This is a genomic window from Acinetobacter sp. YH12136 (assembly GCF_013418545.1).
Taxonomy (GTDB): domain Bacteria; phylum Pseudomonadota; class Gammaproteobacteria; order Pseudomonadales; family Moraxellaceae; genus Acinetobacter; species Acinetobacter towneri.
Map to the genome: position 1 here is coordinate 1 of NZ_VPBV01000017.1, position 13,210 is coordinate 13,210.

Consider the following 13,210-nt stretch of genomic DNA (forward strand, 5'->3'; position numbering starts at 1 on the left):
TCAATCCATGTTGCAAAGCGACTGAAGCAATTGAAACGTCCGGTGCTTTAGAAGCCTGAACGATCTGCTGTTTAAATTCAGCACTGTATGTTCTTCGTTTTTTCGCAAGAGATGCGATGGATGTCTGGTGATTTGTAGTCATAAATTTAAGTCCCCACTTGTTTCTAAGTGGGGACTAAATTAAGGCTTATAGGATGAATTCAGAAGGTGTGTTCAGCGGACGCTTACAGACATAAAAACTTAAGACATAAAAAAACGCCCTGAAAAATCAGGGCGTTTTTTTATTGCACGCGAATTATGCTGGTTGCGCAGATTCTTGTTGTGCAGGAGTCAACATGTGACCGTGTTCTTCGAAGTTTGCATGCCAAGATAATGCTTCACGAAGTAGGTGAGGAGTGTGACCACCTTTTGCACATGCACGCTCAAAGTAATCATTCAATGCATTGCGGTACATTGGGTGTACACAGTTGTCGATAATCGCACGAGCGCGTTCACGTGGTGCAAGACCGCGTAAATCTGCTAAACCTTGCTCAGTGACTAAGATGTCAACGTCGTGTTCGTTGTGGTCTACATGCGCAGCCATTGGAACGATAGATGAAATGTCACCGCCTTTCGCAATCGATTTAGTCACGAAAATCGCCAAGTGTGCGTTACGCGCGAAGTCACCTGAACCACCAATACCGTTCATCATTTTGGTACCGCATACGTGGGTTGAGTTCACGTTACCGTAAATATCAAACTCAAGTGCAGTGTTAATACCAATGATGCCTAAACGACGTACTAACTCAGGGAAGTTAGAAATTTCTTGTGGACGTAAAATGAATTTGTCTTTGTAGTGTGCAAGATTACCAAATACGCGATCGCCACATTTTTCAGACAAAGTCATTGAACAGCCAGAAGCGAACTTCATTTTGCCTGCATCAATCAATTCAAACGTACAGTCTTGGAGTACTTCTGAGTACATCACCAAGTCTTCAAAGTTAGAGTGTTTGAAGCCTGTTAATACTGCATTTGCAATTGAACCGATACCTGCTTGTAAAGGTGCCAAGTTTTTCGGTAAACGACCTTGTGCTACTTCGTTTTCAAAGAATGCGATCAAGTGATCTGCAATTGCTTGAGTTTCGTCATCTGGATCGGTCACGTTAGATGGAGAGTCAAGCAAGGTATCGTTAAATACAATACCCACAACTTTTGCAGGGTCTAACTGAATACCTTTGGTTCCAATACGTTGTTCAACGTGAGTTAATGGCACTGGACCACGTGTTGGACGTGCTTCAGGAATATAAATGTCGTGTAGGCCTTCAAATTCTGTGCTTACAGTGGTGTTGATTTCGATAATGACTTTATCTGCATATTCAACAAAGCTTGCAGAGTTACCTACAGAAGTTGTTGGAATAATTAAGCTGTCTTCAGTAATTGCAACTGCTTCAACAATCGCGATGTCTGGGCGTTTTAGCGTGTTGTTACGCATTTGCTCAACAGTTTCAGACAAGTGTTGGTCAATGAACATAACTTGACCTTGGTTAATTGCTTTACGCAAGGTGTTGTCTACTTGGAACGGCATACGACGAGCCAAAACACCTGCTTCAGTCAATTGCTTGTCTAAATCATTACCAAGACTTGCGCCAGTAATTAAGTCAATTTTTAAAGGGTTGGTTTTAGCGCGTGCCACCAATGCAAGTGGAACAGCTTTTGCTTCACCCGCACGAGTAAAGCCACTCATACCTACGGTCATACCATCTTGAACGAATTCAGCAGCTTGTTCTGCGCTGATTACTTTGTCGTGGAGGGAGGCTAAACGGATGCGATCTAAAGACATGGCGAACTCTCGTAAAATACTAGACTGATACCGATTGTACCGATCAAAAAAGGTATTTTGCATAGGTGTTAGGCTAAGGTCTAATTTTTTGCCTAAATGGTGGTATAAAAATATAAAATAATACATAAATAATTGAATTTAATCGTTTATTTATATATCAAAAGGTAAATATTACAATTTGTTTGATATATTTTTATACAATTTTGATATGCACCATCTGAATTTTTTACTTTGATCGTCCATCCGATTTGCTGTTGGTCTGAAATTGGTATATAGCAAGCCAGATAGAGATCAAAAGCGTCAGCCGTTTAGAAGTGTTCACTCAAACTTTGTTTGATTTTTTCCAGCGTGCCAACATTATTTTTTTCTTCAACGATTTCAGGTTGTAACGGCAGGGTAATGATGGCTTCAAGACCACCGTGTTCACGGTTTTGAATGGTGAGCTCGCCCTGATGAATATCGACAATACGTTTTACAATTGCCAAACCTAAGCCACTGCCTTGTACAGTACGTGCTTCATTGCCGCGTACAAAAGGCTGCATTAAATCGGCAATTTGGTCTTCTGGAATGCCTGTACCGTTGTCTGCCACGCTAATCCGAATGTGTTCATCCAGCACTTCTGCAGACAACTCAATTGGCTCTGCACCATAGCGTTTCGAGTTATTAATCAGGTTGCCAATCAGACGTTTCAGCGACAAACTGCGCGCCTGAATTAAAGGTAATTCTTGTGCGTTAAAGCGAATATCCAACGGTTTAAATTGAATAATCAATTCCTGCAGCAAAACATTTAAATCGGTTTCTTGTAATTCTTCATCGGAACCATCACGCATATAAGAAATGAATTGATTTAAAATCGCATCCATATCTTCTACATCGTAAATTAAGCCTTCTTTTAAAAAATCATCATCGGGCATCATTTCGGCACTTAAACGAATCCGTGTCAGTGGCGTGCGCAGGTCGTGTGAAATACCTGCCAACATGATACGACGGTCACGTTCAGTCTGTTCCAAGGTATAAATCATGTGATTAAAGGCTTGGTTGACCTCACGAATTTCCTGCGGACCGTGATTGGTTTCTAAATAAGGTGCTTTGCCTGTTTTACTGTAGCTATTGGCGGCATTTTGCAGACGACGCAAAGGACGATTCAGCTGACGTACTAGAGTTAAAATAATTGCTGCAGCTAACAGTGGAATACCCAAAAGCCAGCCAAAGACCAATTCAGGGCTGTAGTTGGCATAGGTTTTAAGGGGTTCACGTACCCAGTTGCCATTCATTTCTGGGGTTTGAATCCAAATACGCGGGCTTGGTTTGAACTGGAAATAGACCGTGACATCCTGCATTTTTAATTCAGTTGCCAGTTTCTTTTCTATTTGTTGGGTAAAAAACTCTGCAATGACTTTTTCCCGTACATTAGGAAACTCACGTGGATCGGTTACATATTCAATGCCGACCCGATTTTTAAGCCACGCATCGACATCGACTTCGGCTTCATTGTGAAAAATGCGCAAATCTGGATTGTTTAAAATTTCCAGTTCAACCGCTAAATAGCGGGCGTGTTGTTGAATTTCAGGTAAATACAAGGTGCGCCAAAAGAACCACAACGACATAAACAGGCTAAACAACACCACAAAAACCACCAGTACCGTGGTGCGCATGGCTGCAGAGCGTGGTTTGATTTTATCCAGAAAACGCTCCCAGCGGGTACGTTTCTTTTCAGAATACGCCACATAGTCGGTAAATTCTTGTGGGTCGATGGGTTCGAGTTTCACATCTTGTCCTGTGGCAGAGGTTGTAAAGCGAATTTAGTGAGTGAAATTTTATGATGAATATACTTGTTATTGGAATGTCTGTTCTTTAAATCTAGCACAATGATCGGTGTGCATAAATGTTGATCATTGCATGAAGATGTGAGGCTGAAGCCTCACATCATTTTCAACTTATTCCGCACCATCTGGAACAAATACATAACCGACACCCCAAACCGTTTGAATATAACGTGCACGGGCAGGGTTTTCTTCAATTAAACGACGTAAACGTGAAACCTGAACATCAATCGAACGCTCCATCGCACCCCATTCACGACCACGCGCCAAATTCATTAACTTGTCACGGGTTAAAGGCTCACGAGGATGTTGTACCAACGCTTTGAGTACTGCAAATTCACCTGTAGTTAGGGTCACGACCTGACCTTCACGTGTCAAAGTACGGGTCGATAAATCTAGTGACCATGGGCCAAAACCAACCACTTCCATTTGCTGACTTGGTGCACCTGGTACCTCGCGCACTTGACGACGCAATACAGCACGAATACGCGCTAACAGCTCATTTGGATTAAACGGTTTTGGTAAATAATCATCTGCACCTGCTTCAAGTCCTGCAATACGGTCAGAGTCACTGCCGCGAGCCGTCAGCATAATAATTGGCGTGTCGATGTTAGATTGACGTAAACGACGGCAAATACTTAAACCATCTTCAACAGGCAGCATAAAATCAAGCACGATTAAAGAGAACAGTTCACGCTGTAACAAACGATCCATTTGTGTCGCATCGTGGGCAGTTTTGACCACAAAGCCCTTATCTTCCAAGAAACGCTGTAACAGGGTACGTAAACGCACATCATCATCTACAACGAGAATGCGTTCAACGCGGTCAGTTTCGCTGTGTACGGCATCTGTTTTTTCAGCAGGTACAACTAAACTCATGATGTGCTCCTTTATTCTTTATTGTCATCGTAAACAAAAAGTTGAGTTGGCTTTGAGTATACGATTCATTGGTATCTATTGCCTATGCTCTAAAGCAACAAATATTGCAGATAAAATCAAGACATAGATACCAAATATATACAGCATTCCCATGCGAAAAACTGACATATTTGTCCGTTTGAGTCTAACATAAGCCTGAATTTTATTTAGATTTATAAAATTTAGCCGAATTGGCAAAAATCGCCAAAAAACCACCATTTATAAAATTCATAAAACAATTGTGGATTTTATAGTCTTGGTCTTTATAATCATGGCTTTTAGTACTTATCCTTGTAGGATCACACACGATGACTGACTTAGTTCAGCAGTTAGCAAAAGAACTTGCCGTACGACCAAATCAAGTAGAAGCTGCCATCAAACTTATTGATGAAGGTGCTAGCGTTCCATTTATTGCACGTTACCGTAAAGAAGTGACGCAAGGTTTAGATGACACGCAGCTACGTCAGCTCGATACACGTTTATCGTATTTACGTGATTTATATGAGCGTCGCGAAAAAGTAATAGAATCACTCAAAGAACAAGATAAATTATCTGATGATTTATTGGCACGGGTTAACGCTGCTGAAACCAAAAATGCTTTAGAAGAAATTTACGCGCCTTACCGTCCAAAACGCACCAGTAAATCGTTTAAAGCTAAAGAAGCAGGTTTAGGCCCAATTGCAGCGCAAATTTTTGCAGAACAGGTTGAGCCAAGCGAAGCTTTAGCAGGCTTTAGTCATGCAGACTATCCTGATGCAGACAGTCAGCTAGATGCGGTACAACACATTCTGATTGATGAATGGGCACAAAATATTGCCTTAACCACAGAATTAAAAGAAATTTTTGCCAAAACAGCGGTATTAAAAAGCTTGGTTGCTTCTGAAGAGAAAAAAGAAGTGGGCAAAAAATTCCGTGATTACTTCGATTTTTCAGAAAACCTCAACAAAGTGCCTTCACATCGCCTATTGGCGATGTTGCGTGGTCGCCAAGAAAACGTCTTGGGTTTAAAAGTTGATGGTGAAGACAGTGCACCTTTGGCACGTATTGAAACTGAATACAATTTAGATCAAATTCAGCCGCAAGCACGTCAGGACTTTTTAAAGCAAACGGCAAAATTGTTCTGGTTGGGCAAAGTGCGTCCACAAATCGAACATTCATTATTGACTGAAAAGCGTTTGGCTGCTGAAGCTGAAGCGATGGATGTCTTTGCAGAAAACTTGCGTCATTTATTGCTCTCTGCACCTGCAGGTGCGCGTTGTACGCTGGGCGTAGACCCTGGCATCCGTACAGGTGTCAAACTGGCTGTGGTGAACCAATCTGGCGATGTGGTTGCACATAGCACGGTTTATCCATTTGCACCTAAAGAAGACAAAGCAGGCGCGATTGAAGAACTTGCACGTTTATGCCGTGAGCACAATGTTGATTTAATCGCGATTGGTAACGGGACTGCAAGCCGTGAAACTGAAGCGGTTGTGGCAGAAATGATGGCGGCGCACAGTGACTTGAAATTAACACGTGTGTCTGTATCTGAAGCGGGTGCATCTGTGTATTCAGCTTCTGAATTGGCATCGCAAGAGTTGCCAGAACTAGATGTGTCGATTCGTGGTGCAGTGTCGATTGCACGTCGTTTGCAAGACCCATTGGCAGAGTTGGTAAAAATTGATCCAAAATCAATCGGTGTGGGTCAGTATCAACATGACGTGAATCAGGCAGGTTTAGCAAAAACCTTAGAAGCTGTGGTAGAAGACTGTGTGAACTCGGTCGGTGTCGATGTCAACACGGCATCTTCAGCAATTTTGGGTTATATCGCAGGTTTGAATAAAGCCATTGCACAGCAAATTGTTGAATACCGTAAAGAACATGGCCGTTTTGACAATCGCCAAGCTTTGAAAAACGTACCGCGTTTAGGCGAACGTACTTTTGAACAAGCAGCAGGTTTCTTACGTATTCAGGCAGGTTCTGAGCCTTTGGATGCTTCTGCAGTGCACCCTGAATCTTATGGTTTAGTAGAAAAAATTGTGGCTGCCAAAGCGACCACGGTTAAAGATATTATTGGTAATACTGAAATTATCCGTTCGGTGAATGCTGAAGAATTTGTGGATGAGCAAGTCGGCTTACCAACTATTCAGGATGTTTTGTCTGAATTGGAAAAACCAGGTCGTGACCCACGTCCTGAATTCCGTACGGCTAAATTCCGTGAAGATATTACTGAAGTGGCGCAGTTGACTGAAGGCATGCAGCTTGAAGGTGTTGTAACCAACGTGACCAACTTTGGTGCTTTCGTGGATGTGGGCGTACATCAGGATGGTTTGGTGCATATTTCTGAGTTGGCCAATGAATTTGTGGCTGATCCGCATAAAGTGGTGAAACCAGGTCAAATTGTTCAAGTGCGTGTGTTGCAGGTTGATGTAGAGCGTAACCGTGTGAATTTATCGATGCGTCCTGAAGGTTCGGCTGCACCTGCAAAAGCAGCGCGTGCACCACGTCGTGATCAAGAACAGCGTACAGAGCGTAAGCCACAAGCGAAACGTCCACAGCAGTCACGTCCTCAGACTGAGCGTCCACAAGCGAAAAAACCACAAGCCGCTAAACCACAAGAAAATAAAATTGGTGGTTTTGGTGCATTGTTGTTACAAGCAGGGATTAAAGGTTCGAAGTAATTTTGAATTGCTCTAACAAAAAGCTCCCGAAATTCGGGAGCTTTTTGTTTTGCAGGAACATTTTTATATACAGATTTTTTGATGGATTTTAAATCAACGGTACAATCCAACTCACCAAAATCAGCATAATTCCCAAATGTCCAAGTTTACGAGTCACTGCGACTAGTTTTGACGGTGGTGCTTCAAGTTGGCGAGCATATTCCTGAAGATTTAAACCTTGTGAGGCTTTGCTGCTAAATAAAAATACGCCCAAATCAATACAAATTAAAATCGTGCCGACATCGGCAACAACCTCTAAAAGTTCATATTCTTGCTGATAAAGCGCCGTTGCAACCTGATAACTCAGAAACAAGGCAAAGGCAAAACAGCCATACTGTAAAATGAGGGCCAGTGCTCGCATAATCCATTCAAAATACTTAAAACAGCTGTGTTATAGCATAAAAATGCGGTGCAATTGAATGTTTTGTTATGGTTGAGATTGTGGATCTTAAATAAGCAATTAACGGATTAAGCCTTGCAGAACAAAACTTGTGGCAATACTGCCTGCTGCCAATTTAGACATGAAATAACTGTAATTAGAAGAGGCAGAAACTTCGGACATCGCACCAGATGAATGCGACATGGGCACGGCAAGTTGGCTGCGATAGCCCAATTCGACTAACAAGACCACCAGGCCTGTCAGTGTCATCACTTGAAATGTGTCTACATGATTGCGCGTAAGCTCAGTATATAAGTGATAAAAACTTAAGCCCGCAGCAGAAAAACAAAATAGCTTAAACAGATACAGAGTTTTCATGTGTTGTACCTTTCATTATTGTAATGTCATTTTGAATGCTATTTCTTAAACCAATATTAAAATCACATGAAAAGTTGCGGCTGCACAATTTAAAAATTGTTGAAGTGATGTTGTATTGTTGTGCGCTGTTCAACCTAAGCTGTAAAAACAAATAGGCGACCCGTAGGTCGCCTAAAGCAAAACTTGAATTGTGTATAAATTACCAGTGTTCACCTGGGAACAAGCGCGCATACGCTTTTTGTACCCAGTTCAGTTTTTGCTGCTCGCCCACAGAAGCGGTAGAGCTTGGGAATAAGTTATAACCAATCGACATGAGTTTGTTGTTAATGTCTGGTGCAATCGCATAAGTGATTGAAGCCAAACGACCCAAATGTGTCGCAATTTTCTTCGGACGTTTCACAATCGCATAAGCAATTAAATCTGCCGCTTGCTCAGGTGAAAGGGTGGGCACGTACTTATAAATTTTGGTTGGTGCGATCATTGGGGTACGAACCAATGGCATATACACCGAAGTAATCGCAATTTTGTGTGTATGCGCTTCTGCAGATAGACAGCGACTAAACGCATCCAATGCGGCTTTAGATGCCACATAAGCCGAGAAACGCGTTGCGTTGGCTAATACACCAATCGAGCTGATGTTGATGATGTGACCATCTTTACGGTGCATCATCTGCGGCAAAATATTGAGTACCAAACGCACAGCACCAAAATAGTTGAGCTGCATGGTACGTTCAAAGTCGTGGAAACGATCAACCGACTCATGTACTGCACGACGGATTGAGCGGCCTGCGTTGTTAATTAAAATATCAATATGATCGACAGAGGCAAGAATTTGTTGCGATACAGCATCAATAGAGTCCATATCGTTTAGATCACAAGGGAAAACTGAAGCCTTGCCACCACGTGCTTCAATTTCAGCTTTGACTTGTTCGAGCGTTTCCTGAGTACGTGCCACCAAAAGCACATGCGCACCTGCATCGGCTAGCTTATGTGCCACGGTTAAACCAATACCACTCGATGCACCTGTAATAAGGGCAACTTTACCATTTACACGCTGTTGAAAAAGTTTCTCTAATTTTGGCTTCACGCTAATATTCCTGATTTAGATTCCTGAGTTGTCATTTTTATTGAGATTGACGATTCAAATTTCAGACTGAATTTGAACTGTTTTACTTGGCTTTATGATAGCCGATTGCACAAAAAAAGCTATGGAATAAGTGGTTGAATTTAAAAATGAATTTAGAGTAATTGCTCTATTTTTGTGAGCTGTATATCTTTATTTTTACCATGAAATAAAGCTAATGCAAAGACATACAAAGAAAAATTAAAATAAAAAAGCATCCTGTTGAAATTAATCAGCAGGATGCCAGTACAAAGTTTGAACTGATGAGTTTTTATACGGCTGCTAAAGCTTGCTCTAAATCGGCAATTAAGTCATCGGCATGTTCAATCCCGATGGACAAGCGCACCATATCTTCACTTACACCTGCAGCCTTGAGTTCATCTGCACTCAACTGACGGTGAGTGGTGGTCGCAGGGTGGCAAGCCAGACTCTTAGCATCGCCAATATTGACCAAGCGGGTGAATAATTGCAGCGCATCAATAAAGCGAGTTCCGCCCTCTCGACCATCTTGCACGCCAAAAGACAGAATTGCAGAAGGTTTGCCTTTCACATATTTTTGTGCCAACGCATGTTGCGGGTGATCTTTCAAACCTGCGTAATTGACCCATTTCACTTTTGGATGTGCCTGTAAATATTCCGCTACTTTTTGCGCGTTTTCAGTATGGCGTTCCATACGCAGGCTTAAGGTTTCTAAACCTTGTAAAATTAGGAATACGTTATGCGGGCTAATCGCTGCACCTGTATTGCGTAGTGGTACTACACGTGCACGTGCAATAAATGCTGCAGCGCCTAAGGCTTCTACATAGTTCACACCATGGTAACTTGGGTCAGGTGTATTTAAGGCTTTAAAACGCTCAGGATATTTGCCCCAAGGGAATTTGCCGCTATCGACTATAATGCCGCCAATAGACGTACCATGACCGCCTATATATTTGGTCAGTGAGTGAATAATAATGTCTGCGCCAAAATCAAATGATTTTTGCAAGACAGGCGTGGCAACGGTGTTATCCACCACCACTGGAATGCCATATTCATGTGCAATTTTTGCAATCGCTTCAAGGTCAATAATATTGCCCAATGGGTTGCCAATTGACTCTACAAAGACCAGTTTGGTTTTGTCATCAATCAGGTCGCGCAAGCTTTCAGGCTGTTGATAATCGAAGAAACGCACCTCAATGCCTTGTTTAGGCAAGGTATGGGCAAATAGGTTGTACGTACCGCCATATAAAGTTGATACTGAAGCAATGTTGTCGCCTGCTTCGGTAATGGTCTGAATGGCGTAGGTAATTGCAGCCATGCCTGATGCTAAAGCCAATGCACCAATCCCGCCTTCAAGCGCTGCAACACGTTGCTCCAACACCGCAGTGGTTGGGTTCATAATGCGGGTGTAAATATTGCCTTGTACTTTTAAATCGAATAAGTCGGCACCATGTTGTGTATTATCAAAGGCATACGATGTGGTTTGGTAAATTGGTACAGCTACTGCTTTAGTGGTCGGTTCTGGGCTATATCCTGCATGAATGGCCAAGGTTTCGTCTTTATAGGTCATGTTTACTTCATCTTCGTGAGTTAAATTGGCTTGAGTCTAGCATTTTTCAATATGAAAGAAAGCGTCAAAATATTGCAATATTTAGCGTGAAAGTTGATATAGCACTTAAGTAGATGGGCGGGTTGCAAGCTTAAAGACAGAGTTGTAACAAAGCATGCAAGATGTTTGGGGTGTCTTATTTTTTCTCTGTATTCAGGTATAATACCCGATTATTTTTTCGCTCATTAGAGCAGGGGCTGCTCATCTGAGCCCCAGATTTGGTTTTCTATTGAGGAGTCCTACGTGGCCCAATATATTTATACGATGAACCGAGTGTCCAAAATGGTTCCGCCTAAGCGCGAAATCCTGAAAGACATCTCTTTATCATTTTTCCCAGGTGCGAAAATTGGTGTGCTTGGTTTAAACGGTGCAGGTAAATCGACGTTGCTCCGTATTATGGCGGGCGTAGACAAAGATTTCTCGGGTGAAGCACGTGCGCAGCCAGGCATCAAAATTGGTTATCTTGAGCAAGAACCACCACTAGACCCGAGCAAAGATGTACGCGGCAACGTGGAAGATGGTGTGCGTGAAGCTTTAGATGCTTTAGAGCGTTTAGACCAAGTTTTTGCAGAATATGCAGATCCAGATGCAGATTTCGACAAACTTGCAAAAGAGCAAGAGAAGTTAGAAGCGATTATCCAAACTTGGGATGCACACAACCTGAACAATCAGCTTGAACAAGCAGCGGCAGCATTAAATTTGCCAGCTTGGGATGCTGATGTTAACAAATTATCGGGTGGTGAGCGTCGTCGTGTGGCTTTATGCCGTTTGTTATTGTCTAAACCAGACATGCTGCTTCTAGACGAGCCGACGAACCACTTGGATGCAGAATCTGTATCTTGGTTAGAGCGTTTCTTAAAAGACTTCCCGGGTACGATTGTGGCAATTACCCACGACCGTTACTTCTTGGATAACGTTGCAGAATGGATTTTAGAACTTGACCGTGGACATGGTATTCCATATCAAGGTAACTACTCTTCATGGTTAGAGCAGAAAAATAACCGTTTAGAGCAAGAACAGAAGCAAGAAGAATCTTTTGCTAAAGCCTTGAAAAAAGAATTGGAATGGGTACGTTCCAATGCGAAAGGCCAGCAAAAGAAAAACAAAGCGCGTATGGAGCGTTTTGAAGAGCTTAACTCGCGTGAATTCCAACAGCGTAACGAAACTTCTGAAATTTATATTCCACCTGGCCCACGTTTAGGGAACAAAGTGGTGGAAGTGGAAAACATCAGCAAGTCATTTGGTGATCGCTTACTTTACGAAAACCTTTCCTTTACTGTGCCGCCTGCAGCGATTGTGGGGATTGTCGGTCCAAACGGTGCGGGTAAAACGACTTTATTCCGTATGATGACTGGCGAGCAGCAACCTGATACGGGCAGCGTGACTTTAGGTGACTCGGTAAAAGTGGCTTATGTCGGTCAGATTCGTGACACTCTAGATGATGATAAAACTGTTTGGGAAGAAGTTTCTGGCGGTTTAGACATTTTGAAAGTGGGCGATTATGAAATTGCATCGCGTGCTTATATTGGTCGCTTTAACTTTAAAGGTCAGGATCAGCAAAAACGCGTTGGTGAATTGTCGGGTGGTGAGCGTAACCGTTTACAACTGGCAAAAATTCTACAGCAGGGCGCAAACGTGATCTTGCTGGATGAGCCATCAAACGACTTGGATATTGAAACTTTACGTGCACTGGAAGATGCAATTTTAGTCTTCCCAGGTACAGTGATGGTGGTATCGCACGACCGTTGGTTCCTAGACCGTATTGCAACGCACATCTTGTCATTCGAAGATGAGCAACCAGAATTCTTTACAGGTAACTATACTGAGTTTGAAGAATATCGCCGTAAGAAATATGGTGATGATCTGGCAACCAAACGTAGCAAATACCGTAAAATTGGCGCTTAAGTCTAAAAACTTGAGTTCTCATTAAAAAAACCAGCCGAGAAGGCTGGTTTTTTTATATTTGCTCGATGATGTGGTCTTGTGATCAACCTAGCAACATTTTTCTTAATCTAGATGTAGACCAGTGAGGTTTAAACTTCCCACTCATGTGCACATTCACGGCACTTCCATTTTTTTTGTGACTGCATAAAGGCTTGCATAGAAATTTTGAAATCAGGCAAATCACGATAAAACAAGAAACCTGCAATTACACACAGCACAAATACCGCCACAGTAATGCTTTGTAAGGTTGTGCCTGCACCATCACCAAAAATCCACATGGCGATACTGATCAAGACAAGAAGTAATAAGACAAATACCGCTGGAATAAGCATCACCAAGCTTTTTGGCACCACAGGACGCGGTGTTGTTTGACCTGCCTGCGCAACAGGCATGATTTTTGGGCTTTGACATTTAGGGCATCGGTATTGCATTACAACTCCAAAATTCTAATCTGATCGTTATTCTAACCAAATGTACGGCAAATCAAAAACAGTCTGTCAGAAAACAGGGCAATAAAAAAGCCCAAGTCATTGCTTGAG

Annotated in this window: 11 protein-coding genes; 2 read left to right on the plus strand and 9 right to left on the minus strand. The window is 42.4% G+C overall.

Annotated elements, in window-relative coordinates; genetic code table 11:
- The 4 genes from FTU71_RS08995 to ompR form a co-directional block, all read right to left on the minus strand.
- A partial coding sequence (locus tag FTU71_RS08995) for a transposase (RefSeq protein WP_180111858.1) occupies positions 1 to 142 on the minus strand: 142 nt, incomplete at its 3' end.
- A gap of 153 nt (positions 143 to 295) precedes the next feature.
- Positions 296 to 1,819, minus strand: coding sequence for an acetyl-CoA hydrolase/transferase family protein (locus FTU71_RS09000; RefSeq protein WP_004974412.1), 1,524 nt, complete (start codon positions 1,817 to 1,819; stop codon positions 296 to 298).
- Between the two features lie 308 nt (positions 1,820 to 2,127).
- Positions 2,128 to 3,588 (minus strand): ATP-binding protein, encoded by a 1,461-nt coding sequence (locus FTU71_RS09005; protein WP_004974413.1) that lies wholly within the window; start codon positions 3,586 to 3,588, stop codon positions 2,128 to 2,130.
- A gap of 168 nt (positions 3,589 to 3,756) precedes the next feature.
- Entirely contained in the window at positions 3,757 to 4,521 is a 765-nt protein-coding gene (ompR, locus tag FTU71_RS09010; RefSeq protein ID WP_104852661.1) for a two-component system response regulator OmpR, read from the minus strand.
- A 347-nt stretch (positions 4,522 to 4,868) separates the two neighbouring features.
- Between ompR and FTU71_RS09015 the strand changes: the two genes are divergently transcribed.
- Positions 4,869 to 7,220, plus strand: coding sequence for a Tex family protein (locus FTU71_RS09015; protein WP_180111860.1), 2,352 nt, complete (start codon positions 4,869 to 4,871; stop codon positions 7,218 to 7,220).
- Positions 7,221 to 7,308: 88 nt separating this feature from the next.
- Here the strand turns inward: FTU71_RS09015 and FTU71_RS09020 are convergent, their stop codons facing one another.
- From FTU71_RS09020 to FTU71_RS09035, 4 genes are all read right to left on the minus strand, one after another.
- Positions 7,309 to 7,620 carry a hypothetical protein gene (locus tag FTU71_RS09020; protein WP_019838218.1) on the minus strand — a complete coding sequence of 104 codons (312 nt, stop codon included), beginning with the start codon at positions 7,618 to 7,620 and terminating at the stop codon, positions 7,309 to 7,311.
- 99 nt (positions 7,621 to 7,719) lie between these two features.
- Positions 7,720 to 8,016: a hypothetical protein gene (locus tag FTU71_RS09025; RefSeq protein WP_179995405.1), complete on the minus strand. Its 297-nt coding sequence runs from the start codon at positions 8,014 to 8,016 to the stop codon at positions 7,720 to 7,722.
- A gap of 199 nt (positions 8,017 to 8,215) precedes the next feature.
- Positions 8,216 to 9,103, minus strand: a complete 888-nt coding sequence (locus FTU71_RS09030) for an SDR family NAD(P)-dependent oxidoreductase (RefSeq protein ID WP_004974423.1) — start codon at positions 9,101 to 9,103, stop codon at positions 8,216 to 8,218.
- 307 nt (positions 9,104 to 9,410) lie between these two features.
- Entirely contained in the window at positions 9,411 to 10,688 is a 1,278-nt protein-coding gene (locus FTU71_RS09035; protein WP_004974425.1) for an O-acetylhomoserine aminocarboxypropyltransferase/cysteine synthase family protein, read from the minus strand.
- Positions 10,689 to 10,970: 282 nt separating this feature from the next.
- On the opposite strand from FTU71_RS09035, the gene ettA reads away from it, so the two are divergent.
- On the plus strand, positions 10,971 to 12,632 hold the full coding sequence (ettA, locus tag FTU71_RS09040; RefSeq protein ID WP_004974427.1) for an energy-dependent translational throttle protein EttA: 1,662 nt from the start codon (positions 10,971 to 10,973) through the stop codon (positions 12,630 to 12,632).
- Positions 12,633 to 12,760: 128 nt separating this feature from the next.
- Here the strand turns inward: ettA and FTU71_RS09045 are convergent, their stop codons facing one another.
- Complete coding sequence (locus tag FTU71_RS09045; RefSeq protein ID WP_004974430.1) at positions 12,761 to 13,102, minus strand: hypothetical protein; 342 nt, start codon at positions 13,100 to 13,102, stop codon at positions 12,761 to 12,763.
- Between the last annotated feature and the right edge of the window lie 108 nt (positions 13,103 to 13,210).